Source organism: Pseudomonas sp. P4_C1 (assembly GCF_056402155.1).
Window position 1 is genome coordinate 51,289 of record NZ_JBFUHY010000001.1, and the last position, 24,800, is coordinate 76,088.

Here is a 24,800-nt window from a genome sequence, read left to right on the forward strand (position 1 = left end):
GGATGCGTTGATATAGATCTAAATGGTCTAAAAATGTGAATTTATAGTATTTAAATGTTGACTCTACTTCAGCCTACTTTCGGTTCCTCAACGCCCGTTGCCCAAGGAGCCGCACCCATGAACCTTCCCTTCAAACGTGTCATCAGCCTGTTCGCCGCACCGGCCCTGGCGGGTCTGCTGGCCTTCACAGCCAACGCTAGCGAACTCAAGGAAATCCGCATCGCCGTGCCGGACCTGAGTGCCGGTACCCAGCACAGCGGTGGCGGAGTAGTGGATGTGCTGCGCGATCAACAGATCTTCGAAAAGGCCTTTGCCGATCAGGGCATCAAGATTCAGTGGAGTTTCTTCAAGGGCGCTGGCCCGGTGATCAACGAGGCGTTCGCCAACGGTCAGGTTGACCTGGCTTACCTTGGCGATTTGGCGGCCATCATCGGCAAGTCCAATGGACTGGATACGCGGTTGCTCAGCGCCTCGGCGCGCGGGGTGAAGCATTACCTTGGCGTGGTGCCGGGTTCAGGGATCAAGACCCTGCAGGACCTCAAGGGCAAACGCGTGGCGATTTTTCGTGGTACCGCCAGCCAGTTGTCCTTCGATGCGGCGCTGGCCAGTCAGGGTTTGAGCGAGAAGGACGTGAAAGTCATCAACCTCGACTTCAACGCGGCGGTCGCGGCGCTGGCGGCGAAGCAAATCGATGCCTCGTGGGGTGGTTCCGGGCTCACGGCGTTGCAGGCCAAGGGGCTGGCCGAGTTGCCGCTGAACACCAAGGACCTGGGCGGCGCCGGCAGTGTGCAGGCGGTGCTGGTGGGGACCGGGAAGTTTGTCGACGAGCATCCCGAGGCGGTCGCTACATTGCTCAAGGCACAACAGCAAGCCGTGACGTGGCTGACCCAGGACAGCAACAAGGACGCTTATATTCAGTTGGTGTCGGGGCTGGCGAGTTATCCGGCGGTGATCCTCACGCAGGATCTGAAGGATCAGAAACTGAGTGAGGTTTTCCCCTCGACGCTTGACCCGGTGTTCCTCGGCAAATTGCAGGATGCGGTGGATCTGGCTTCGCAGCAGAAGCTGATTCGCAAGTCGTTCAAGGTGAGCGATTGGGTGGCGCCGGAGTTGGCCGCGGCCAAGCTTTGAATCTTCAGTGAGCTCACTGGCCCCATCGCGAGCAAGCTCGCTCCCACATTAGATTTGAGTCGTACACAAACTGTGTGTCCGACAGAGATCCCCTGTGGGAGCGAGCTTGCTCGCGATGGGGCCATCAAACCGCGACGCTGATCTGCTGCCTGTCCACCGCCACCAACGTCTCGATCATCGCCCGCGCCGCCGGTGACAACCGGAACCCCGTGCGACTGACGATCCCGCACCGCGCATTCATGCTCTCGATGTTCTGCGGCAAGTTGCGCCAATGCAGTAGCGCCAGCGAACCCTGGGCAATGTCCTCGATAAACGCCTCCTCGGTGCCGACGCCAATCGCATTCGATTGCAGCACCACTTTCACCAGCGCCGGGAAATGCTCGGTCTCGATGGTCGGTGAAAAATCCACCCGCCCACTGAGGTTCGCCAGCAGTTTGCGAATGCCCGGCGGGATCATCGTGGTCGCCAGCGGGTAATCGAACATGTCGTTGGTCGACAGGCTCTCCTTGGCCAGCAGCGGGTGCCCGGGCCGGCAGAAAAACACACCGCGCTTGGGCGTCAGGGCCTGGGTCTGGAAGTTCGGGTCGGACTCGAAATGGCGGATGTCGGCGATGAAGAATTCGATCTCTTCACGACTCAGGGCACGGCTGAGTTTTTCCCAGTTATCCACCTCGAAGCAGGTGCGCACTTTCGGGTGCGCGTTGATGAATTGCGCCACCGCATCCGGCACCAGTTTCACCGCCGGTGCCGGACCGCAACCGAAGCGCAGTTCACCGGCATCGAGCTTGGTCATCTGCGTCACTTCGGCATTCAAGAGGGCCGCGCCTTGCACCAGGCAGCGGGCATGTTGCAGCACCACCAGGCCTTCGGGGGTGGGGCGCAAATCCTTGTTGCCACGGTCCACCAGGACGCAGCCGAACTCGTGTTCGAGCCCCTGAATGCTGCGGCTGAAGGCAGGCTGGGTAATGCCCATGGCCTCGGCCGCGCGCACGAAACTGCGGTGTTCGTCGAGGGCGATGAAGTAGCGCAACTGGCGAAGATCCATATGCTTTTCCGGCATCCTAAAAATAGCTCGAAGGCATTTGCGACGAAGGTTGACTGAGGTTTTAAATGCAACCTCTTATTCCGTCAACGAAGCATGTGTATATCTATTAGATCTAAATTGAATATAGATAGAGCAGTGTTTCGCGGCCGGTTCAATCGCAAGCAGTCTGATGAGGGTCTACCCATGAGCAATGCCGCTTTCGCAGTGCAACCCGCTGTTCACGCGCTTGAAATCCACCCGGTGGCCGGTCGCATCGGTGCCGAAATTCGTGGCGTACAGCTTTCGGGCGAGCTGGATGCCGCCACCGTCGAAGCCATTCAGCAGGCGCTGCTGCAATACAAAGTGATCTTCTTCCGCGAGCAGACCCGGCTCGACGATCAGCGCCAGGAGGCGTTCGCCCACTTGCTCGGCGAACCGGTGGCGCACCCGACCGTACCGGTGCGCGAGGGCACGCGCTTTCTGCTGGAACTGGACGGTGCCGAGGGTCAGCGAGCCAGCTCCTGGCACACCGACGTGACCTTCGTCGAGGCCTACCCGAAAGCTTCGATCTTGCGCTCGGTAGTGGCCCCGGCTTTCGGCGGCGACACCCTGTGGGCCAACACCGCCACCGCCTACGACGGGTTGTCGGCAGAGCTGCGTGAACTGGCCGACAAACTGGTCGCCGTGCACAGCAACGAATACGACTACGCCGGCAACAGGCCTGACGTCTCGGCCGAGAAGCTGGAGCGCTATCGCAAGATCTTCACCTCGACCGTCTACGAGACCGAACACCCGGTGGTCCGCGTGCACCCGATCAGCGGTGAGAAGAGCCTGTTGCTGGGGCATTTCGTCAAACGCATCAAGGGCTATTCCCAAGCCGATTCGGCACACCTGTTCGGGCTGCTGCAAAGCCATGTGATCCGCCAGGAAAACATCGTGCGCTGGCGCTGGAAGGCTGGCGATGTGGCGATCTGGGATAACCGCTCCACCCAGCATTACGCAGTGGATGACTACGGGACCCAGGATCGCGTGGTGCGGCGGGTGACGCTCAAGGGTGAAGTGCCGGTGGGTGTGAATGGGCAGCGTAGCCAGACGGTGAAAGGGCCGGATATCGACGGCGTCTGAGCTGACGCTATCGCGAGCAAGCTCGCTCCCACAAGGGATCTTCGGAGTTCACGGGACCAGTGTGGGAGCGAGCTTGCTCGCGATGGCGGCCTGGCAAGCAACAAAGAACTTTTTTTGATCGGGAACCCCGCCTTATGAGTCCGTTGTACCTCGCCCCAACGTCGTCACCCCAACGGCTCAAACGCCTGCCTCTGGCCCTGCTGCTGGCAGGAAGCGCCGGTTGGACCCAAGGCTATGCGGCCGACAGCACCACCCCTGAAACCACCCCCGCAAAAACCGCCACGGCCGACAATGCACAACTGGAAACCGTAACCGTAACCACCCGCCGCCGCGAAGAAAGTTCGCAGGATGTGCCGACACCCATGAGCGTAGTCAGCGGCCAGACCCTGGAAACCCAGCGGATCTATCGCATCCAGGATTTGCAGCAACTGGTGCCCAGTGTCAACGTCGCCTACATGCATGCGCGCCAGTCCAGCGTGTCGATCCGTGGCCTGGGCAACAACCCGGCCAGCGATGGCCTGGAGGGCAGTGTCGGGCTGTACATCGACAATGTTTATCTCGGCCGGCCGGGCATGGCCGTGTTCGACCTGATGGACATCGAGCAGCTCGAAGTGCTGCGCGGTCCGCAAGGCACTTTGTTCGGCAAGAACACCACGGCGGGCGTGATCAACATCAGCACCCGTGCGCCGACTTTTACCCCGGAACGCAGCATCGAATCTTCGGTGGGCGAGGACGGATACTTCCAGACCAAGGGCACGATTTCCGGACCGCTGAATGACGAACTGGCCGGACGCTTTTCTGCGTATCGCACCCGCAGCGACGGCGATATCAAGAACGAGTTCGACGGCCACGATTTGAACGGCGGCTCCCGCGATGGCTTCCGTGGCCAGTTGCTGTTCAAGCCGAACGAAGTATTCAGCCTGCGCTGGATCGGCGACTACAACGAAGAAGATTCCAGCGCCGGCACCCGCGTGTTGTTCAGCACCGGGCCGACCATCAATGGCGTCAACCTTTACCAGCGCCGGGCCAATGCGGTGGGCGCTACATTGGTCGACGGCACGCACCGCAAGGTCAACCTGAACGATGACCAGCACGTCACCGTGCACCAGGGCGGCACGTCGGTCGAGGCGAACTGGACGCTGCCGAGCGACTTTACCCTGACGTCCATCAGCTCCTGGCGCTGGTGGAATTTTACCCCGCGCAATGATGACGGCCTGAACGTATCCGTCTTCCACAACGCCGGCGTTTCGGTGGAGGATAAGCAGTATTCCCAAGAGTTTCGCCTGGCGTCACCTGCCGGTGGATTCTTCGATTACGTGCTCGGCGCCTACTACTTCGGTTCCGACCTGGACAACAAATCCTTCACCTTTTACGGCCCGCAAGCGGACATCTGGAACGGCACGCCCAACGGTGCGCTGAACAACATCGACAGCGTCGGCAACGGTCATATCGAAACCAACAGCTTCGCGCTGTTCGCCCAAGGCACCTGGCACCTGACTGAACGCCTGGATTTCACCGCCGGGTTGCGCGGCACCTATGAAGAGAAAAACGCCAGGGTGACCCGTGATGCCCCGGCCGGTGGTGCCGCTGTCACCGGTGCGGCGGCCGCGGCACGACGCGCTCGTGCGGGGGCCTTCGATTCCGGCGAACTGAACCAGTACAGCTCGAGTCCCTCGGGCCTGTTGAACCTCAGCTACCGCATCACCGACGACCTGCTCACCTACGCCACGTTGTCCCACGGCGAAAAATCCGGCGGGGTCAATCTGGCTGTCGGCACGGCGATGGTGGCCGGCGCCGATTCGCTGCTGATCGGCACCGAGCGCGCCAACAACGCCGAGCTCGGTTTCAAGAGCACGCTGTGGGACCGTCGCCTGCAACTGAATGCCAATGTGTTCTGGACTCAGGTCAACGGCTATCAAACCAACGCCTTCGACGACGTGAACCGCGTGCAGTTCCTGACCAACGCCGGCTCGGTGCGCTCCCGTGGCGTGGAGTTCGAAAGCACCCTGCTTGCGTTGCGCGGCCTGACGCTGAACATCAACGGCTCGTACAACGACGTCAGCTACCTCTCGTACAAGGATGCACCCTGCCCACCGGAAGTCAGCCTGGCGCCGGGCGCTCCGGCATCCTGCGACCTCAGCGGGCATCAAGTGGTGGGCGCTTCGAAATGGATCGGCAACGCCAACGGCGAATACAAGTGGAACCTGAGCAACGGCTTCGAAGAGTACGTCACCGCCAGCTATGCATTCCGCTCCAAAGCGGTGGGCACGGTGGAAGATTCCGACTTCGGGCAGATCCCGAGTTATGCGGTGGTCAACCTGTCCACCGGCCTGCGCGGCGACTTCAACCAGGGGCAGTGGGACGTTTCGTTATGGCTGAAAAATGCCTTCGACAAAACCTACTACACGACGCTGTGGACGGCTGCGAATGGCGGTTATGAAGGCCTGCTCGGCACGCCACGAACGCTGGGCGTGACTGGTCGATACGACTTCTAAGAAGGGGGGTTCAGCAATGAGCAACGTCCAGACCGCCGTCAGTGCACATGAAGTGCTGTGGCACCCGGCACCTGGTGGCGAGTTGGTCGACCTCGGCCGACCACACCGCGTGCCCTTGGGCCAGTTGCGTTTGCAGCGTTCGCCCAAGGGCATTTTGAGCCGAAGGGAAACGATCCTGCTCGGCGTGCTGGCGTTGCTGGTACATGGCGCGGTGATCTATTGGGTCAATCAGCAACCGACCCCAGTATTGCCAATCGTGCCGCCGGAGATTCCGCCGATGACCATCGAGTTCTCGCGGCCGGCGCCACCGGTGGTCGAACCACTGCCACCGCAACCCGTGCCGCCAGTGGTTGAGCCGCCTCCACCCGTGGAAGACGAACTGGCCGTGAAGCCACCTCCACCGAAGCCGGTTCCCAAGCCTAAACCGGTGGCCAAACCGATACCGAAACCGGCGCCCAAGGCGGTTGAGCAACCACCCGCGCCTGCGACACCGGCAACGCCCGTCGCGGCCCCGGTACCCCCTGCACCGCCGGCGCCCGCGCCTGTGACACCGGCCTCCGCAACGGCCGGCTACTTGAAAAACCCGGCGCCGCAATACCCGTCGCTGGCCCAGCGTAAAGGCTGGGAAGGCACGGTGTTGTTGCGCGTGCAGGTGCTGGCCAGCGGCAAGCCCGGCGAGATCCAGATTCAGAAAAGCAGCGGCCGTGATGCACTGGACGAAGCAGCGCTGAACGCGGTGAAACGCTGGAGTTTCGTGCCGGCCAAGCAAGGTGATGTCGCCCGGGACGGCTGGGTCAGCGTGCCCATCGATTTCAAGATTCATTAAACCGAAACCAAATTCGCGCGAAACGTTTATACGAGGAATACACCATGACGTTACTGGCATCTCCACTTGAATCCATCGAAAGCGCGGTGATCTGGCTGCTGGTGGTTTTTTCCGTCGCTACCTGGGGTCTGGCATTGCTCAAGGGCGTGCAGTTCGGTCGCCTCAAGGCACAGGATCGAAAGTTTCATCAACAGTTCTGGGCCGCGTCGAGTCTCGATTCGGCGGCTGAACTGAGCGAAACCCGGCCCGGAGCCGCGGCCCGTGTCGCGCAGGCCGGATATGCAGCCATCCAGGTGGGCGAGGCGCCGCAGGCGTTGGACTTGAGCCAGGCGATCAATCATCAGGATCGCCTGGAGCGTGCCTTGCGCCAGCAGATCGTCCGCGAGCGCCGGTCGCTGGAAACCGGTTTGGCGGTACTCGCAAGCATCGGCAGCACCTCGCCATTCATTGGTTTGTTCGGCACGGTGTGGGGAATCATGGAAGCGTTGAAAGGCATCAGCGCGGCGGGCTCGGCAAGCCTGGAAACGGTGGCCGGGCCGATTGGCGCGGCACTGGTCGCCACCGGCGTAGGGATCGCCGTCGCGGTGCCGGCAGTGCTGGTTTACAACTATTTTTTGCGTCGTCTGAAACTGACGGCGGCGGACCTGGATGACTTCGCCCACGACTTCTACAGCCTGGCGCAGAAGAGTTCGTTCCGCGTGTTGATCCACCCGACGGCGCACAAGGTGGCGGCCCAGGGCAGCGCGCAGAAAGTGAAGGAGGCGTCCTGATATGGCCTTCTCCACGCAAGACACCGATGAGGTGCTCAGCGAGATCAATGTGACGCCGCTGGTGGATGTGATGCTGGTGCTGCTGGTGGTGTTCATCGTCACCGCGCCACTGCTGACCAACGCGATTCCGATCAACCTGCCCAACACCGAAGCGGTGGCGCCGGTGGAGCAGAAAGACCCGTTGGTGGTGAGCATCGACGGTGCGGGCAAACTGTTTATCAACAAGGACGAGATACAACCGGACTTGCTGGAGTTCAACCTCAAGTCGGCGAAGGCCAAGGACCCCGAGGTGCGCGTGCAGTTGCAGGCCGACAATGGTGTGAATTACGGCGAGGTGGCGCGGGCCATGGCGTCGATTGAGCGGGCAGGGATTACCAAACTGTCGGTGATTACTGCGCGTTAACGGATTTTCGTTTTCCGGGGCCGTCTCCTTGGCAGGGTGCGGCCCTTTTTTTGCCTCGACTTTCGCGAACACACTGTTCCCTGAGGGAGCGAGCTTGCTCGCGATGGCGGTGGATCAATCGACATCGATGTTGAATGTCCGGGCCCTATCGTCGGAACGCCGCCCGGAGCAAGCTCGCTCCCAAAGGTTTTGCGTTTAATATTCGATATGGGTCTTAATAAATAGCTTCTTATTCCTTAACGAATATATCTCACCTGCCTATACTCGACCGGGAACAGACACGCAGCAGGAGAGCTCCCCCATGCGCAACGAATCAATTCGCTACCTGATTGTGCCGGGCTGGCAAGGATCGCCAGAAGATCATTGGCAAAGCCACTGGCAGAACAGCCTGCCGAACAGCGCACGGGTGGAACAGGCTGACTGGCTGACGCCACGTCGCGAAGACTGGGTCGCGGCGCTGGCCGAGGCGATTGCCGCCGACAGCACGCCGGTGATTATCATTGCCCACAGCCTGGGTTGCATCACCGTCGCCCATTGGGCGGCGAGCGCCCCCGTACAGTTTTTGCGTCAAGTGCGCGGTGCCTTGCTCGTCGCGCCGGCAGACGTCGAACGCCCGGCCTGCGTGCCGGCCTTGCGTAACTTCGCGCCGATTCCGACGGACCTGCTGCCATTCCCGAGCCAGGTCGTCAGCTCCGACAACGACAGCGCCGTCAGCGCACCGCGTGCCCTGGAACTGGCGCGCCATTGGGGGGCCGAGGCGGGGATTCTAGCGGGGGCGGGGCACATCAACGTGAAGTCCGGTCACCAGCGCTGGGAGCAGGGTTTTGCCTATCTCTATCGCTTGCAGAACCGCATGGAACACCACGCCCTGCGTCGCGCTTGAACACTTTCTTTATTTAACGCCCCCGTCTCCCGGCGGTTTTGGGCGGGAGTCTGTCATGAGCTTTGAAACCTTCGGTCAGCCGCTGCTGACCTTTCCCGATGCCGAAAAAAGTCCCCTGAGCATTCGCGCCAAGGCGCTGGTGTTTGTCGATCCGCGTTCGCGGCAATTACGTGAAGACCTGGAGCAACTGGCCACGCGTTCAGTGTCAGTGCTGATCCGTGGCGAAACCGGCACCGGCAAGGAATTGCTGGCCCGCCATATCCACCGCGCCAGTGATCGCGGCGGGTTGTTCGTATCGGTCAACTGCGGTGCCATCAGCCCGACCTACGCCGACGCCGAGTTGTTCGGCTATGCGGCGGGCAGCTACAGCGGCTCGGCGAGCAGTCGTGCCGGGTGGTTCGGTTCGGCCAACGGCGGCACGCTGTACCTGGACGAAATCGGCGACCTGCCGCTGCCGATCCAGACCAAACTGCTCGCCGCGCTGGAAAACCACGAAGTCACCCGCGTCGGTGCCCAGCAGCCGAGCCCGGTGGATGTGCGGCTGGTGGCGGCCACCAGCATCGATCTGGCCCAGGCGGTTGCCGCCGGAAAATTCCATGAGCGGCTCTATCACTACCTCAGCGAAGGCCCGCTCGAACTGCCGGCGTTGCGTGAGAGGGTGGGGGATATCCTCTCGCTGGCGGAGTACTTCCTCGGCATCTACAGCCAACGCCTGGACCTGCCGGTACCGCTGATCAGCGAGGAGGCGCAACAAGTGTTGGAACGGCACAGTTGGCCGGGCAATACCAGGGAGCTGGAGAACGTCATTCACTTTGCATTGCTGGTCAGTACGGGTGACGAAATCTTGCCGGAGCATTTGAATCTGTCGGCTGTCCGGCCATCTGCGGTTCTTATACAAGGATGGATAGATCAACTTGTTCAACAAGGAGACGTCGCTGAAGTCCGGGCGCTGAAAAAATATTTCACAAGCATCATTGTATAATCCCATTGATTATTTTTATAACTAAACCAGGCAATTGATTGTTGTCTGGTTTTTTTGTGGGCGCTGATCCTTGTTTTATATTTTGTAATATTTGCAGTGTGGTTGTGACAATTTTGCGTTTTGCAGGTCGATGGGGGTTGATATATCTTTTAATTTCTCTTGGATACATTGATATCCGTCATTGTTAAATATCATATGAAAAAGGATTTTTCTGTGAGTCTTGTTGAAAATAATGCTGCGATAGCCCCGGGTGCCGACGGTGAGTTGGAAGATATCAATCCCATTGTCGAGGGTTATATGCCTGCTGATCCGGGAATGGCACCCCTGTCTTTTCAAGAGGCTGATTCTCCTGAGTGGATAGGCCTCAAACGATTTCAAGTCTTCTCGACTTCGGGCGGAAATACAATTTACGCCAATGGGTATCAGCAGTTGAAATTGATGGTAGTTGTGCAAGCTGTAGACGATGGGCAAAAGGTAGTAGGAATATCCCAACGCGAGTTCGACAGCATTCAACTGCTGGATGCCTATTCCAACAAAGCCCTGCCGATAGACAGCATTCGAGACGGCGAGGAACCGGCATGGAAGTGCACGCTGGAACGACGCTTACCCTACGAGCCGTTTCCTCACACGGGTGAACTGCATGGCCCGGTTGTGCGGGGGAAAGCCATCTTTCTCAAGGAGTTCTACGTCAGCAGCAACTCTCCCGAGCCCATCAAGCTGATTGCAGCCATTACCCGTTCGGACGGGGAGGCGTTCTATTCGGAAGAAGCCTCGGAATTCGGTGTAATAAACCTGAGGACCGTTCCACCGCCGATCTATCGAAAAGAACAGTTCAGGGTCAAACACCTATCCGGCCACTGGGAACCGACAGAGAACGTTGCCAAGGTCGATCGATATGTTCTGGACCTGTTAGTGGATCAGCACCATATAAAACTCGTCAATTGTTCGATTACCGGCGTGTTGCAGGCATGCAGTGAGCATCCCGACTATCTCGGGTATTACGCCGTTGGCTATTTTAAAGGGCTCAAGGCTAATCATGGCACGGAGGTGTTGTGGGAAACAGCCGATCAACTTGCGGCCCACCACGAAGAAAAAGGCAAAGTCACTTTTTTGATGCACTTTGCCAGAAAGGGCGGAACGTCCCAGGTTCGACATGATCGTTTATCGGTGAAGATGTTGGTTCGGGATATGTATGGGAACAGGCATGAAGTCGACGTCGCAATGAACACCCGAAACCCTTCGATGATCGAAGTTGTTTAATTTTACTGTGTCTGCAAAGTCAAGGAATGATGATGAGTACAGCAGTGCCAGAAGTGGAATCCAACGCATTCAATTTTTCTGAATTTATCCAGTCTGGAGTTGATGTCCGTACCGGATCTTATAGTACCAGCCTTAATCTCGCGGGGTGGGTAGCTAACAATATCAACGGTCCACAGATATCCTTTAGTATTTCATTCGATAGTTTCCGCACAACAGATCTCGGTTGGGGACGCGGCTGGTCATTGGGTTTGAGCTCCTACAATCGGAAGACCCGTAAACTGACCCTTGCAAGCGGAGTTTCTTATCGTGTCTACATCAGCCGAGGGCGGCTCGTCGTCAAGGATAAAAAGCTTCAAGACACCCGGGTCACGCTCGACGGCGACAATCTGGTTGTCAGCCATAAAAACGGTCTGATCGAGAGGTTGGTCAGGCCAGATGAAACGTATGACGAATGGCTGCCTGAACATGTTTACTCCAACGAAGGGCGCTCGATCAGTCTGAAATACATGTTGGTACGGGGCCGCCGTGTCCTGCACGAAATTCACGATCAGCAACACCGCGTCGTGGCCCTGAGTTATGAAACGAAAGATCAACCCGCCAGCATTACCGTATGGCCTGATCATCCGCAAAGACGCTTGAAGTTTGTTTTGCAGGTTCGCGATGGATGGCTCCGGCAGATTACCCTTGATCACGGTCCCGCCGAGCACCTTGCATGGTCATTCGATTACCAATTACTCAATGGCTTTCTGGTCATGACGGATATCCGCGCACCGGGTGGCAGTGTCGAGAGTATTGAGTACGCTCCTCAGAAGCATCGGTTACCGCTCGGGGCACCCATCAATGCTTTGCCGGCGGTGCGGCGCAGTGTTCTGGTGCCGGGTTCAGGGTTGCCGACGATCACCCGTGTCTATGAATACTCCGACAAAAATTTCCTCGGCTATCAATCGGGACTTCGTTGGGAGCAGGACGGGGACCATCTGCATGGGCACAAAGGGCCTTACACCTACTCCTGTACCGAACGCCTGGTTACGGGTGTGGGCGACAAGACAGTTGAACTGAGTCGCATCGAAAGAACCTACAACCGCTTCCACCTGATGATCTCGGAAAAGTGCGCTTCCAACGGGAAGGTGCAGCAAAGAACGATTACCTATCACGATGTTGACGGTCTGGACTTCTCCGATCAGCCCGCCCATTTTCAACTGCAGAAAACTTCTGTCGTCAGTTATGTCGATACTTCTACGAACGCCGCGCCCCGAACCGAAACCACCCATACGACCTATGATGAATCCGGCAATCTGCTAACGCAGATAAATCCGAGCGGAGCCCGGGAGGATTACGTCTATTACCCGGCAGAAGGTGCCGAGGGTTGCCCCCCCAACCCACTGGGTTTCATTACGGCATTGAAGGAGCGATCGGTCACGCCTTCCCCTGATTTTGCCCCGGCGCCGACGGTCATTGTCCGTTTTTCCTACATTGACTTGCCCTCCATGCGCGAAGACGGTCATCGGTTTTTGTTGCCTCAAAGCGAAAGGCTGTTTGAAGGAGGGAATGAAAAGCCATGCGTGGATACTCGATTCGAGTACATCGATGATGCCAGTGATGCGTTTTACGGACGCCTCAAGAGTCGCTCGCAAGCCGGGCACAACGGCAACCGCCGTCTCGAATTCAAATATTCAATTGATGGAGATCGGGTAGAAACCCTTCAACAATTGTACGTGGGTAGCGAAAGGCATGATCGCAAAGTCTGGCATGACCGATTTATCGGACAGGAAGTCAAGGCTCGGGATGGGGCCGGTAATGAGTTGTTGAAGAAGTACGACAATCTGAACCGTGTTGTTCGCGAGACAGCGGCATTCGATGGAACGGACATCGTGTCACGCATCACCGAATTCTACGGTGAAAGCCAGCCAGAGGACGGCGCAACCGTCGGCATCACCAGCATACGGGGTGTGCTGAGCAAGATTTGGCTCGACGGGGTCGGGCGCACGACCAAAGTCAAAGTTCAGGATGTCGATTCACCCGACAGACCATTACGTCTGACCTATGAGGCCCACTACGACAATTTTGGTCGACTGGTGAGCGAAGTCAGCCAGGACTGGTTCGATGACAAGGCCACTGCGTCAACCACGACCTACAGCCACGACGGCTGGGGGCGCGTATGCAGAACGGTAGGTCCTGATGGTGTCGCGGTGAACGATGTGTTTGACCCGGTTTCATTGACTCGAACATGCTGGTGCGACGGCGCTGGAAAAACCCGTTCTGTATTGAACGTGTTCGGTAAGCCAGATCGGGAAGAACGCATCGATTCCGAAGGTGTGGTCACTATTACCGCGACTTTTTCCTATGACGGACTTGGGCGTTGCCTGACGCAAACCAACGAGGCAGGATTCGAAACGAGCTTCCGATATGACCTTTTCGGTCGTCTGATCGAGACGACTCTGCCGGATGGTACTTCGATAAAAAAAAAGTATGACCCTCTGAGCACGGGTGATCATCCGATCGAAATCAGTGCCGATGACTACGTGTTGGGCACCCGGACTTATGACGGTTTGTTACGTGTCACCCGTACGACCGTCGGCGGCAGAACCGAAACAAGGACCTATGAGGGCGGTGGTGCTCAACCTTTGCAGCAAGTGACGGCGGCGGGCGATATTTTCAGGTTCACCCTTGATCCCATGCTCAACGGGGCAGTGACCGAGCGGATGGGCAGTCATGCTCAATCAGCCAGATATCGATTTGATCCATTGACCGGGCAACTCGTCGAAACCTCCAGCCCTGCCATTCAGCGCCGGTTTGAGTACTCCGGGTCGGGCAAAGAGAAGTCCCGGGAGTGGATTTCCAGCGAAGGCCGCTTCGGTACTGCCACTACCCGTTCATTGAATGGGCTGCCCATCAGCTTTACCGATGTTAATGGTGTAGAAACTACTTATATCCATGACGCTGCGGCGCGACCCATAGAAATTCAGCAGAGACCGGTTCTGGCGAAGTACGCCTACGGTGCCCAGGGCCAGTTGCTGACATTGAGTGTCGAGGACACCGCCTCGAAACGTTCGCTGACGACCACCTTGGTTCACGATGAGTTCGGTCGTGAGATTCAGCGTATTTCACAGTTCGGCGACGGATCTCGCCTGGAGGTCCTTCAAGAGTTTGGGGCCGATGACAAACTTCAGCAACGATCGCTGGTGTCCGGTGCGCAGTCACGTACAGAAACCTTCGCCTACGACAGGCGCGGGCGCCTGAAGCGCTATGACTGTGAGGGCACGCAGGCACCGATCGATGCCTGGGGAAAACGCATTGATTTTCAGGAATTTACCTACGACTACCTCGATAACCTGTTGACGGTGCGTACGGGTTTCGATGGGGAGGAGAACCTGTGCAGGTTTTTTTACGATCGTCCTGACAAAACCCAGTTGAGTTCACTGACTCACAGTCACGCGCACTATCAGCCCGGGCAAGTGAGCTTCGAATACGATGCCAACGGTAATCTGCTCAACGATAACCAAGGGCGCACGTTCAGGTATGACACTCTGAGCCGGCTCGAAAGTGTGGCCAGCGCTGGCGGTCGTGCGCATTATCAATTCGACGGCGAAGATCAATTGCATGCGGTGGCTGCCGAATCCGGAGAGCTGATCAGGTTTTTCTATAGCGAGCATGCGCTGTGCAGCGAAGTGGCGGGTAACCACCGACGCAGTCTGTTGTCAGGCGACGGCATGTCCTTGGCCGAGCAGCAAGGTGACGACGTTGTCTTGTTTGTCACGGATGGTCAGGGCACGGCCCTTGCGCGCCTTGGATCTCAAGACGAATCTGTTTTGTCTTGTCTTCCCTATGGTGATCGCCCCGCATCGAGCGGACTTGGTGCCCTGCTGGGGTTTCAGGGCGAGCGACTGGACCCGTCAACCGGGTGCTATCTGCTCGGCAGGGGTTATCGGGCCTACAACCCCCGATTGATGCGATTTCACAGCCCCGACAGTTGGAGCCCCTTTGAGGATGGCGGCATCAATGCCTATGCCTATTGTCTGGGAGATCCGGTCAATCTCAAGGATCCCACCGGGCATATCTCGACCTTGGGGTGGGTGAAAATCGGTGTGACCACCGCCCTGGCCGCCGCTGCGGTTGCCCTGACAGCCGTTACCTTGGGCGCAACCGCACCACTCGTATCGATCTCGGCTAACGCCGTCGCCTTGTTAACACTGGAGGCCATTTCCGCGACAGTTTCAGTTGCCTCGGCGGTTGTCGATGAACTGGCCCCGGATACCTTTGGCGCTCAGGTATTGACCTACTCGTCGATAGCGCTGGGAGTGGTGTCGCTCGGAGCCACCGCGGTTGCAAAAATTGCCAGTAAAGGCATTGGCTTTGCGTTGACGAAAAGTGTGAACTCCCTGGCGGACGTGGTGACTGCACAGGCGGGAGTCGCGCGCGTGACGGTGGGGCGGCGTCTATACGGCGCTGTTTCCACGGCAAATGAGGCATTGAGAAGTACAGTCAAATTGCAGAGCCGGCTCAACAACGTGTTGACGGCGAAATCGGTAATCAGTGGGGCGGGTATCGCTGCCAAAACAGCATTCGTGGTCGCGAATTCGGAAAAGTACGCGGCCAAAGCCGACGCGTTTCTTCAAGATTACTGGCCATCACTGGTCGAGGATTTCAGTGCTCAGAAGTTTCGAAGCGATGTGGTGGACGCTCTGGAGTCATTCACCCATGAGATTGGCGAGCAGATCGACACGCTGCGTGGCATTTGAGCAATGATGACCAGAGATTTGGATGCTTTCAAAATGGAATATCAACTTGAATAAAAGTTATTGTTCGGGAATAAAAAATCCCGGTATTGTCCGCATCACGCCAGCGATAGCACTTCACTGGCACTCGCGTTTTCAAGCCGTCGCCACAAGCGACTGTGATTTTCGATAAGGACACTGCATGAAAAAGGTTCTGTTGTTCACCGCACTGGCGGCTGCCCTGACCGCGGGCCTGGCCCAGGCTGGCGAGAAACTGGTGGTTGCCGCGACCCCGGTCCCACACGCCGAGATTCTCGAGCTGATCAAGCCAACCCTCGCCAAAGAAGGCGTGGACCTGGAAATCAAAGTCTTCACCGACTATGTTCAGCCGAACGTGCAGGTCGACCAGAAGCGTCTGGACGCCAACTACTTCCAGACCCTGCCGTACCTGAAGAGCTTCAACGAAGGTAAAGGCACTCACCTGGAAACCGTGATTGGCGTGCACGTTGAACCTTTCGGCGGTTACTCGAAGAAAGTCAAAACCCTGGCTGAGCTCAAGGATGGCGCGACCATCGCCATCCCGAACGAAGGCAGCAACAGCGGCCGTGCCCTGATCCTGCTGCAGAAGGCTGGCCTGATCGAGTTGAAAGACCCGAAAAACGCCGTGTCGACCCCGAAAGACATTGCCAGTAACCCGCACAACTTCAAGTTCAAAGAGCTTGAGTCCGCGATGTTGCCGCGTGTGCTGGATCAGGTCGACCTGGATATGATCAACACCAACTACGCGCTGGAAGCGGGCCTGAACCCGGCGAAAGACGCGCTGATCATTGAAGGTGCTGATTCGCCTTACGTGAACTACCTGGTGGCCCGTCCGGACAACAAGGACAGCGTTGCCATCCAGAAACTGGCCAAAGCCCTGACCAGCCCGGAAGTGAAAGCATTCATCGAGAAGAAGTACAGCGGCGCGGTACTGCCGGCGTTCTGATTCGCGAAGCAAGCCCCTTAGAGGTTTCAAACGCCGACGGCTGATTTAGCGTCGGCGTTTTTTATTGGACAATGGATTGCTCAGGCCGGCCTGGACTCCAGGGCCCTGCGCAACGCCATCAAGAGTTTCAGAATGTCCTGCGGATCCAGCCGTTGCGGCGGTTGTACGTCTGCCATTTTCTCGTCCTTGTGAGGTTTGGCCGGAAGTCTGGCCAAAAGTGGTTCGTCCCTGGAGCAGCGTTTCGAAAAAAAGATTTTTCCTACGGCGCAATGGGAAGTAGCTGTCCTCTCTTGTCTGGGCAAACCTGGGCGTCAGTTTTTTCCCGGCACTAACAGTTCTGCTAGGTGCCGACGCATTCAAGCAGGTGCAAACTGCTTCCTTCGCCGGGAGTCGACCCTCATGAGCGCATTGACTCGTCACCTCAATCGCTACCGCTATGATGCCCTGGACCGGCTGGTAGAGCTGGAGCTGTCGGAGCTGGAAAAACTGACCCGGTTCTACTGCGGCGAACATCTGGTGACGCAACTGAAAGGTCAGGGGGGGCACTGCGTGCTTCAACACGACAGGCAACTGCTGGCAGTGCAATCGTTTGACGGCGCCGAGTGCAACAGCCAGTTGCTGGTCACCAATCAGCAACGTTCGGTGTTGCGCATGGACGGTCCTGGCGGAGTTGTGCGGCAGGTCTACGCGCCCTACGGTCATCGGCGGGTCGAAAGTGGTCCCGGCAGTTTGCTGGGATTCACCGGTGAAGCAGTCGATCCGGCCACCGGTCATTATCTGCTGGGTAACGGGCATCGGGCGTTCAATCCGGTACTGATGCGCTTCAACAGTCCTGACAGGTTGAGCCCGTTTGGGCGGGGTGGGTTGAATGCGTATGCGTATTGCCTGGGGGACCCTGTGAATTTCAGTGATCCGACGGGGCGGTTTGCCGACATTGCCCGGTTAATCACAAGTCTGTTGAGCGTGACGAACACAGGACTGGGCATGTCCCGTGTCATCCCCTCCTATAATTTGGCCAAGGACGCCTTGAGGTTGGGGGCTGTGACGAAGTTGCCGTTCAGACAGTCCGCTACGGCAGTCAGCACAGTAGTTGCCAGCGGTACGATACTCACCACAGGTCTGGTTGGGGTTGCCAGTGCCGTTGCAACGCTTGTCGATGAACCTGAGACAGCCAAAATACTGGGGTACGTCGCTTTAGGACTGACGGGGTTGGCGATTGCATCGAGAGGGGGTACTTACTGGGCCGCGAGCAAGCCTGGAACTGAAGCTGCCTTGATGCGTTTTGTGAAGAACAAGGGGCAACCAGTCGTTGCGACACCACCTGCTACACCCCGGCCTTCCATCGCGTCTTTGAGCGGTTCGACGCTGGCCCAAGTGCCTTCTGCACCGCCACTTAGGGCCATTGATGAAACACCTTTTGACTGGATGACACCAGAAATCGATGCTGCATTGAACAGACTGGGAGGTACGTCGCCTCGTAACTCCATGAGCATTATTCGTAATCCTTTAGCGCCATGAACATGCGTCACAGTTTACCTGACCTCAATCCGGCCAATACCACGCCGGCTCATCCAGCATCCGCTGCCCGACAATCCCGGTTTGCCCAAGGTTTTTCTCCAGAACGATGCAATTGCAATCCGGGTCCTGCTGCAACGCCGAAATCAACCGCCGGGCATGGGACACCACCCACACCTGGCAATGTTCTGAAGCGCGGATAATCAAGCGCGCCAACGCCGGCAGCAGATCCGGATGCAGACTGGTTTCCGGTTCGTTCAGCACCATCAGCGTCGGCGGCCGTGGCGTCAGCAGCGCGGCGACCAGCAGCAAATAGCGCAGTGTTCCGTCCGACAACTCGGCGGCGGACAACGGCCGCAACAAACCCTCCTGAAAGAATTCGATGGTGAAGCGCCCGCCCGGCAGCGGTTCGATGGCCAGCCTGGCGCCGGGAAACGCGTCGCTGATCGCGGCTCGCAATGCCTCGGGATCGCCGATTTCGATGATCGTCTGCAAGGCCGCCGCCAGGTCGCGTCCGTCGTGGTGCAGCACCGGCGTGCGGGTGCCCAGTTGCGGCTGGCGTACCGGGGCGTCGGCATCGCTGCGAAAGTGATCGTAAAAGCGCCAGCGGCGGATGAACTCGCGCATCTCCAGCACTTCTGGCGAACCGCGCAGGCTGCCGACCTGATCGAACAGACTGTCGAACATCGGCGTGTGCTGCGCCAGCACATCCCACTTGCGATCGGCGCGGGCACGGATCATTGGGCCGTCACGATCGACCAGCAGACTGGCCGGACGATAGAACGCTCCAGCCCAGAGGCATTCCCGTTTGATCTGCGGGTCGAGGCCGAAGCGTGAAGGTATGGGTAACGAGTGCTCGGGTAACATGAAATGACCGTTGGAGTCGGGTAACCCCAGGCTGATCGAGTAGCCAAAATCTTCCCCGGCAAACCCCAGCCGCAGGCGTTTGACGCCCTGGCGCACCGTGGCCTCGACGGGCACTTCGCCGTTGCGCATACGCCGGGTGATGGTTTCCGGGCCCGCCCAGAAGGTCGAATTCAGCCCACCTTCACGGGCCAGCGCATTGACCACGCCGCCCTGAGCGGTTTCCGCCAGCAGGCGCAGTGCACGGTAAAGGTTGGATTTACCGCTGCCATTAGGGCCGGTAATCAGATTCAGCCGGCCCAGCGGGATCACCAATTTGTTGATCGAGCGGTAATTGGCCACCGCAAGGGTCTTGAGCATATGGGTTCCTGGGGCGAGATCGAGCGGGCTCATTTTCAGGTACGTGCAGGCGTCTATGACACGTGTTTTTGGGGGAAAACGTTATGAATTGTTTCTTCATAAAGGGAGCGTGCGCAGTTGAAATCCTGTTCTAAGCTCTCTGTCGAGTTGTCCATAAAAAAGGCCAAGGAGATTGCATGGCGGTTCCCGGATTGAAAGTAGTCATGGCCTTGAGTGTCGTCACCCTGCTAACGGCCTGCGAGGAGAAAAAACCCGTGCAGGAATACCTGCCACGGGTGTTCGTGCAGGTCGTCAAGCCAGCGGATTACGCGGCCTCGGTCACCCTCACCGGTGATATCCAGGCGCGGGTACAGACGGAGCTGTCTTTCCGCGTCGGTGGCAAGATCATCCAGCGCTCGGTTGACGTCGGTGATCGCGTGACCGCCAAGCAAGTGCTCGCCCGGCTCGACCCCAAGGATCTGCAGACCAATGTCGACTCGGCCCAGGCACAAGTGGTCGCCGAACAGGCGCGGGTGAAGCAGAGCGCGCTGGCGTTCGTACGTCAGCAAAAACTCTTGCCCAAGGGCTACACCAGCCAGAGCGAATATGACTCGGCCGAGGCCGCCTTGCACAGCAGCCAGAGCGCCCTGAGCGCTGCTCAGGCGCAGTTGGCCAATGCCAGGGATCAGTTGAGCTATACGGCGCTGATTGCCGATGCGCCGGGGATCATTACCGAGCGTCAGGCGGAAGTCGGCCAGGTGGTGCAGGCGACGATGCCGATCTTCAGCCTGGCCCGGGACGGCGACCGGGATGCGGTGTTCAATGTCTATGAATCGCTGCTGGCCGAGAAGCCGCGAGATCACACCATTGTCCTCAGCTTGCTCGACAACCCTGCGATCAAAACCACCGGCACCGTACGCGAAATCACCCCGTCGGTGTCGGCGCAATCCGGAACCGTGCAGGTCAAGGTCGGCCTCGACAAACTGCCCGACGGCATGCAGTTGGGTTCGGTGGTGAGTGCCACGGCCAGGGGATCGGGCAAATCGGTCATCGAGTTGCCGTGGTCGGCGCTGACCAAAAACATCAGCAGTCCTGCTGTCTGGATTGTCGACGACAAGGGCAAGGCGCAATTGCATTCGGTGACGGTCAGCCGCTACCTGACCGGCAAGGTCATCATCAGCGACGGGTTGAAGGACGGGGACAAAGTCATCATCGCGGGCGGACAACTCTTGCACCCGGACATGGAAGTCGAGATTGCCGAAAACACTTACAAGGATCTGACGTGGGGAGCAAAGCCATGAAGCCTTTATGGGCGTTGTCCATCGGGCTGGTGCTGAGCGCCTGTTCCAAGAGCGAACCACCGCCGGCGCCGGTACGGCCAGTGCTGTCGATCAAGGTCCAGGCCTTGAGCGAAGAGGACCTGGGCCGCTTCGCCGGCAGTATCCAGGCACGCTTTGAAAGCAATACCGGGTTTCGCGTGGGCGGGCGAATCGCCAGTCGTAACGTCGATGTCGGCACCGAGGTCGAGAAGGGCACATTGCTCGCCACCCTCGATCCTTCAGATCAACAGAACCAATTGCGCTCGGCCCAGGGCGATCTGGCGAAAATCCAGGCGCAACTGATCAACGCCAAGGCCACTGCCCAGCGTCAGCAAGCGTTGTTTGACCGCGGGGTCGGCGCGCAAGCGCAACTCGACGAGGCCAACACGGACCTGAAAACCACCCAGGCCTCCCTCGATCAGGCCCGGGCAGCCGTCAACCAGAGCAAGGACCAACTGGGCTACACCGAGTTGCGCGTCGACCATAAAGCCGTAGTCACCGCGTGGAGCGCCGAGGCCGGGCAAGTGGTGACGGCCGGTCAGCAAGTGGTGACCCTGGCGCAACCGGACATCAAGGAAGCGGTGATCGACCTGCCGGATACCCTGGTCGATCAACTGCCCAGCGATGTGGTGTTCCTGGTCGCCGCGCAACTTAATCCGAGCATCAACACCACCGCCATCATCCGTGAAATCGAACCTCAGGCCCAAAGCGCCACGCGCACCCGTCGCGCCCGCCTGACCCTGGCCGAAACGCCACAGGGCTTCCGCTTGGGGACGGCCATCAGCGTCACCCTGAGCTCGGCGATCAAGCCGCGCATCGAGTTGCCTGTCACCGCGCTGCAGGAGGTCGATGGCAAGCCACGCATCTGGGTGATCGATGCACAGAGTAAAACCGTCTCCCCCCGTGACGTCACCGTGATCAGCCGCACCGAAAGCACCGTGGTGCTGGCTGACGGCGTGAAGAACGGCGAGCGGGTGGTCAGTGCCGGTGTGAACAGCCTCAAACCGGGGCAACAAGTGAAATTCGACGAGGACAGTCAATGAAAGGGCCTTTCAACCTCTCGGAATGGGCCCTCAAGCATCAGTCGTTCATCTGGTATCTGATGTTCGTTGCGTTGCTGATGGGTGTGTTCTCGTACTTCAACCTGGGGCGCGAAGAAGACCCTTCGTTCACCATCAAAACCATGGTGATCCAGAGCAAATGGCCGGGGGCGACCCAGGAGGAAACCCTCAAGCAGATCACTGACCGGATCGAGAAAAAGCTCGAAGAGCTCGACTCCCTCGACTACGTGAAAAGCTACACGCGCCCCGGTGAGTCGACGGTGTACGTGTACCTGCGCGACACCACCAGTGCCAAGGACATTCCGGAAATCTGGTACCAGGTGCGCAAGAAGATCAACGACATCAAATACCAGTTCCCGCAGGGCATACAGGGGCCGTCGTTCAACGACGAGTTCGGTGACGTCTTCGGGTCGATCTACGCCTTTACCGCCGACGGCCTGACCTTGCGTCAGTTGCGCGACTACGTGGAACAGGCGCGCATGGAAATTCGCGGCGTTCCGGGGCTGGGCAAGATCGAGATGGTCGGCCAGCAGGACGAGGTGCTGTACCTGAACTTCTCCACGCGCAAACTCGCAGCGCTGGGCATCGATCAGCGTCAGGTGGTGCAGAGCCTGCAAACCCAGAACGCCGTGACCCCGGCAGGTGTCATCGAGGCCGGGCCGGAGCGGATTTCGGTGCGCACTTCAGGGAAGTTCGCTTCGGAGAAAGACCTGGCCGAGGTCAACCTCAAGCTCAACGACCGCTACTATCGTCTGGCCGACATTGCCGAAATCAGTCGCGGCTATGTCGATCCGGCCTCGCCGGAATTTCGCTACAACGGTAAACAGGCCATCGGCCTGGCGATTGCCATGCAGAAGGGTGGCAACGTCCAGGCGTTCGGCAAGGCTTTGCACGAGCGTATCGAACAACTGACCGCCGACCTGCCGGTGGGTGTTGGCATCTACAACGTCTCGGATCAGGCCGTGGTGGTGGAAGAGGCCGTCGGCGGCTTTACCCGTGCGCTGTTCGAAGCGGTGATCATCGTGCTGGTGGTTAGCTTCATCAGCCTCGGTGTGCGTGCCGGGCTGGTGGTGGCGTGCTCGATCCCGTTGGTGCTGGCGTTGGTCTTCGTGTTCATGGAGTTCAGCGGCATTACCATGCAGCGGATCTCCCTTGGCGCACTGATCATTTCCCTCGGCCTGATGGTGGACGACGCGATGATCACCGTGGAAATGATGGTTACCCGTCTGGAGTTGGGCGAGACCAAGGAGCAGGCGGCGACCTTCGCCTACACCTCCACGGCGTTCCCGATGCTTACCGGTACACTGGTGACGGTGGCGGGTTTCGTGCCAATCGGCTTGAACGCCAGCTCCGCCGGTGAATACACCTACACCCTGTTTGCGGTGATTGCCTGTGCGATGCTGGTGTCGTGGGTGGTGGCGGTGCTGTTTGCGCCGGTGATCGGCGTGCACATCCTCAGCACCAATGTGAAACCCCACGAAGGCGAACCCGGGCGCATTGGCAAGGCCTTCAACGGCGGGCTGCTGTGGTGCATGCGCAATCGCTGGTGGGCCATTGGCATCACCGTGCTGTGCTTTGTACTGGCGGTGTTCAGCATGCGCTATGTGCAGAACCAGTTCTTCCCGTCTTCGGATCGTCCGGAAATCCTGGTGGACCTGAACCTGCCACAAAACGCCTCACTCGACGAAACCCGCCGGGCGGTCGATAGACTCGAGGCCACGCTCAAGGACGATCCGGACATCGTGCGCTGGAGCACCTACGTCGGTCAGGGTGCCATCCGCTTCTATCTGCCACTGGACCAGCAACTGCAAAACCCGTTCTACGCGCAGTTGGTGATCGTCAGCAAAGGCCATACCCGCGAGGCCATGATGCAGAAGCTTCGCGAGCGCTTGCGCAACGACTTCGTCGGCATCGGCAGTTATGTCCAGGCACTGGAAATGGGCCCACCGGTGGGGCGTCCGATCCAGTACCGGGTCAGCGGCAAAGACGTCGACCAGGTGCGCCGGCATGCCATCGACCTGGCCACGGAGCTGGACAAGAACCCGCACGTTGGCGAGATCATCTACGACTGGAATGAACCGGGCAAAGTCCTGCGCATCGACATCGCCCAGGACAAGGCGCGGCAGTTGGGGTTGTCTTCCGAGGATGTGGCTAACCTGATGAACGGCATCGTCAGCGGCCAGGCGGTGACCCAGGTCGATGACGATATCTATCTGATCAACGTAGTCGGTCGTGCAGTGGACTCCGAACGTGGTACGCCGGAAACCCTGCAGAACTTGCAGATCGTCACGCCGAGCGGCACGTCGATTCCGTTGCTGGCGTTCGCCACGGTGCGCTACGAACTGGAGCAACCGTTGGTATGGCGTAGGGATCGCTTGCCGACCATCACCATCAAGGCGGCAATACGCGACGAGATCCAGCCGACGGACCTGGTGAAAATCCTCAAGCCGTCCATCGATGCCTTTGCCGCCAAGCTGCCGCCCGGGTACAAGGTCGCCACCGGCGGTACAGTGGAGGAGAGCGGCAAGGCCCAAGGGCCGATTGCCAAGGTTGTGCCGTTGATGCTGTTCTTGATGGCCACATTCCTGATGATCCAGTTGCACAGCGTGCAGAAGATGTTCCTGGTCGCCAGCGTCGCGCCACTGGGCTTGATCGGCGTGGTGCTGGCGTTGGTGCCAACCGGAACGCCAATGGGCTTCGTGGCGATCCTGGGGATTCTGGCGCTGATCGGTATCATCATCCGTAACACGGTGATTCTGGTGACCCAGATCGATGAGTACGAGAATAAAGGCTATGAGCCGTGGGACGCGGTGGTCGAGGCCACTGAACACCGACGCCGGCCGATCCTGCTGACGGCAGCCGCCGCGAGCCTGGGGATGATTCCGATTGCGCGGGAAGTGTTCTGGGGGCCGATGGCTTACGCGATGATCGGCGGGATTGTCATCGCCACCTTGCTGACGCTGCTGTTTTTGCCGGCGCTGTATGTGGCTTGGTACAAGATTCGCGAGCCTAAGAAGGAGGCTGTTTAAAAGGCGAGCGCTTCGCGCTCATCGCGAGCAAGCTCGCTCCCACAGGGATTGCGCTGAACCCTGTGGGAGCGGGC

Annotated in this window: 17 protein-coding genes; 15 read left to right on the forward strand and 2 right to left on the reverse strand. The window is 58.8% G+C overall.

The features are described from left to right. Window positions 1-117: 117 nt before the first annotated feature. Window positions 118-1,131: an ABC transporter substrate-binding protein gene (locus AC1DU9_RS00245; RefSeq protein ID WP_223463267.1), complete on the forward strand. Its 1,014-nt coding sequence runs from the start codon at window positions 118-120 to the stop codon at window positions 1,129-1,131. A gap of 124 nt (window positions 1,132-1,255) precedes the next feature. On the opposite strand, the gene AC1DU9_RS00250 is transcribed toward AC1DU9_RS00245, so the two are convergent. Further along, a complete protein-coding gene (locus tag AC1DU9_RS00250; RefSeq protein ID WP_477809604.1) occupies window positions 1,256-2,176 on the reverse strand; it encodes a LysR family transcriptional regulator in 921 nt (306 codons plus the stop codon). A gap of 183 nt (window positions 2,177-2,359) precedes the next feature. On the opposite strand from AC1DU9_RS00250, the gene AC1DU9_RS00255 reads away from it, so the two are divergent. The 11 genes from AC1DU9_RS00255 to AC1DU9_RS00305 all read left to right on the forward strand — a co-directional run bounded on the left by AC1DU9_RS00255 (window position 2,360) and on the right by AC1DU9_RS00305 (window position 18,117). Next, window positions 2,360-3,280, forward strand: a complete 921-nt coding sequence (locus AC1DU9_RS00255) for a TauD/TfdA dioxygenase family protein (RefSeq protein ID WP_223463269.1) — start codon at window positions 2,360-2,362, stop codon at window positions 3,278-3,280. A gap of 134 nt (window positions 3,281-3,414) precedes the next feature. Next, complete coding sequence (locus AC1DU9_RS00260; RefSeq protein ID WP_477809605.1) at window positions 3,415-5,775, forward strand: TonB-dependent receptor; 2,361 nt, start codon at window positions 3,415-3,417, stop codon at window positions 5,773-5,775. A gap of 16 nt (window positions 5,776-5,791) precedes the next feature. Further along, window positions 5,792-6,601 (forward strand): energy transducer TonB, encoded by an 810-nt coding sequence (locus AC1DU9_RS00265; protein WP_477809606.1) that lies wholly within the window; start codon window positions 5,792-5,794, stop codon window positions 6,599-6,601. A gap of 44 nt (window positions 6,602-6,645) precedes the next feature. Beyond that, window positions 6,646-7,371: a MotA/TolQ/ExbB proton channel family protein gene (locus tag AC1DU9_RS00270; protein ID WP_223463272.1), complete on the forward strand. Its 726-nt coding sequence runs from the start codon at window positions 6,646-6,648 to the stop codon at window positions 7,369-7,371. Window position 7,372: 1 nt separating this feature from the next. Then, the gene (locus AC1DU9_RS00275; protein ID WP_477809607.1) at window positions 7,373-7,774 is read left to right on the forward strand and encodes an ExbD/TolR family protein; all 402 of its coding nucleotides are present in this window, start codon (window positions 7,373-7,375) and stop codon (window positions 7,772-7,774) included. A 301-nt stretch (window positions 7,775-8,075) separates the two neighbouring features. Further along, complete coding sequence (locus AC1DU9_RS00280; RefSeq protein ID WP_457265711.1) at window positions 8,076-8,657, forward strand: alpha/beta hydrolase; 582 nt, start codon at window positions 8,076-8,078, stop codon at window positions 8,655-8,657. A gap of 55 nt (window positions 8,658-8,712) precedes the next feature. Next, window positions 8,713-9,639 carry a sigma 54-interacting transcriptional regulator gene (locus AC1DU9_RS00285; RefSeq protein WP_477809608.1) on the forward strand — a complete coding sequence of 309 codons (927 nt, stop codon included), beginning with the start codon at window positions 8,713-8,715 and terminating at the stop codon, window positions 9,637-9,639. Between the two features lie 213 nt (window positions 9,640-9,852). Continuing rightward, entirely contained in the window at window positions 9,853-10,899 is a 1,047-nt protein-coding gene (locus tag AC1DU9_RS00290) for a hypothetical protein (RefSeq protein WP_223462696.1), read from the forward strand. A gap of 32 nt (window positions 10,900-10,931) precedes the next feature. Next, entirely contained in the window at window positions 10,932-15,638 is a 4,707-nt protein-coding gene (locus AC1DU9_RS00295; protein WP_477809609.1) for an RHS repeat domain-containing protein, read from the forward strand. A gap of 178 nt (window positions 15,639-15,816) precedes the next feature. Beyond that, entirely contained in the window at window positions 15,817-16,599 is a 783-nt protein-coding gene (locus AC1DU9_RS00300) for a MetQ/NlpA family ABC transporter substrate-binding protein (RefSeq protein ID WP_223462698.1), read from the forward strand. A 399-nt stretch (window positions 16,600-16,998) separates the two neighbouring features. Further along, a complete protein-coding gene (locus tag AC1DU9_RS00305; RefSeq protein WP_223462699.1) occupies window positions 16,999-18,117 on the forward strand; it encodes an RHS repeat-associated core domain-containing protein in 1,119 nt (372 codons plus the stop codon). Window positions 18,118-18,141: 24 nt separating this feature from the next. On the opposite strand, the gene AC1DU9_RS00310 is transcribed toward AC1DU9_RS00305, so the two are convergent. Continuing rightward, complete coding sequence (locus AC1DU9_RS00310; RefSeq protein ID WP_223462700.1) at window positions 18,142-19,338, reverse strand: AAA family ATPase; 1,197 nt, start codon at window positions 19,336-19,338, stop codon at window positions 18,142-18,144. A gap of 176 nt (window positions 19,339-19,514) precedes the next feature. Between AC1DU9_RS00310 and AC1DU9_RS00315 the strand changes: the two genes are divergently transcribed. From AC1DU9_RS00315 to AC1DU9_RS00325, 3 genes are read left to right on the forward strand one after another with little or no spacing between them, the layout of a single operon-like run. Next, window positions 19,515-20,618 carry an efflux RND transporter periplasmic adaptor subunit gene (locus tag AC1DU9_RS00315; protein WP_223462701.1) on the forward strand — a complete coding sequence of 368 codons (1,104 nt, stop codon included), beginning with the start codon at window positions 19,515-19,517 and terminating at the stop codon, window positions 20,616-20,618. After that, a complete protein-coding gene (locus AC1DU9_RS00320; protein ID WP_223462702.1) occupies window positions 20,615-21,679 on the forward strand; it encodes an efflux RND transporter periplasmic adaptor subunit in 1,065 nt (354 codons plus the stop codon). Before AC1DU9_RS00315 ends, AC1DU9_RS00320 begins: the two co-directional genes overlap by 4 nt. Then, the gene (locus AC1DU9_RS00325; protein WP_223462703.1) at window positions 21,676-24,726 is read left to right on the forward strand and encodes an efflux RND transporter permease subunit; all 3,051 of its coding nucleotides are present in this window, start codon (window positions 21,676-21,678) and stop codon (window positions 24,724-24,726) included. Before AC1DU9_RS00320 ends, AC1DU9_RS00325 begins: the two co-directional genes overlap by 4 nt. Window positions 24,727-24,800 lie beyond the last annotated feature (74 nt).

Bases quoted from the DNA above. Each gene is read 5' to 3' on its own strand.
- AC1DU9_RS00245 (WP_223463267.1), top strand. From the start codon at position 118: ATGAACCTTCCCTTCAAACGTGTCATCAGCCTGTTCGCCGCACCGGCC.
- AC1DU9_RS00250 (WP_477809604.1), bottom strand. From the start codon at position 2,176: ATGGATCTTCGCCAGTTGCGCTACTTCATCGCCCTCGACGAACACCGC.
- AC1DU9_RS00255 (WP_223463269.1), top strand. From the start codon at position 2,360: ATGAGCAATGCCGCTTTCGCAGTGCAACCCGCTGTTCACGCGCTTGAA.
- AC1DU9_RS00260 (WP_477809605.1), top strand. From the start codon at position 3,415: ATGAGTCCGTTGTACCTCGCCCCAACGTCGTCACCCCAACGGCTCAAA.
- AC1DU9_RS00265 (WP_477809606.1), top strand. From the start codon at position 5,792: ATGAGCAACGTCCAGACCGCCGTCAGTGCACATGAAGTGCTGTGGCAC.
- AC1DU9_RS00270 (WP_223463272.1), top strand. From the start codon at position 6,646: ATGACGTTACTGGCATCTCCACTTGAATCCATCGAAAGCGCGGTGATC.
- AC1DU9_RS00275 (WP_477809607.1), top strand. From the start codon at position 7,373: ATGGCCTTCTCCACGCAAGACACCGATGAGGTGCTCAGCGAGATCAAT.
- AC1DU9_RS00280 (WP_457265711.1), top strand. From the start codon at position 8,076: ATGCGCAACGAATCAATTCGCTACCTGATTGTGCCGGGCTGGCAAGGA.
- AC1DU9_RS00285 (WP_477809608.1), top strand. From the start codon at position 8,713: ATGAGCTTTGAAACCTTCGGTCAGCCGCTGCTGACCTTTCCCGATGCC.
- AC1DU9_RS00295 (WP_477809609.1), top strand. From the start codon at position 10,932: ATGAGTACAGCAGTGCCAGAAGTGGAATCCAACGCATTCAATTTTTCT.
- AC1DU9_RS00300 (WP_223462698.1), top strand. From the start codon at position 15,817: ATGAAAAAGGTTCTGTTGTTCACCGCACTGGCGGCTGCCCTGACCGCG.
- AC1DU9_RS00305 (WP_223462699.1), top strand. From the start codon at position 16,999: ATGAGCGCATTGACTCGTCACCTCAATCGCTACCGCTATGATGCCCTG.
- AC1DU9_RS00310 (WP_223462700.1), bottom strand. From the start codon at position 19,338: ATGCTCAAGACCCTTGCGGTGGCCAATTACCGCTCGATCAACAAATTG.
- AC1DU9_RS00315 (WP_223462701.1), top strand. From the start codon at position 19,515: ATGGCGGTTCCCGGATTGAAAGTAGTCATGGCCTTGAGTGTCGTCACC.
- AC1DU9_RS00320 (WP_223462702.1), top strand. From the start codon at position 20,615: ATGAAGCCTTTATGGGCGTTGTCCATCGGGCTGGTGCTGAGCGCCTGT.
- AC1DU9_RS00325 (WP_223462703.1), top strand. From the start codon at position 21,676: ATGAAAGGGCCTTTCAACCTCTCGGAATGGGCCCTCAAGCATCAGTCG.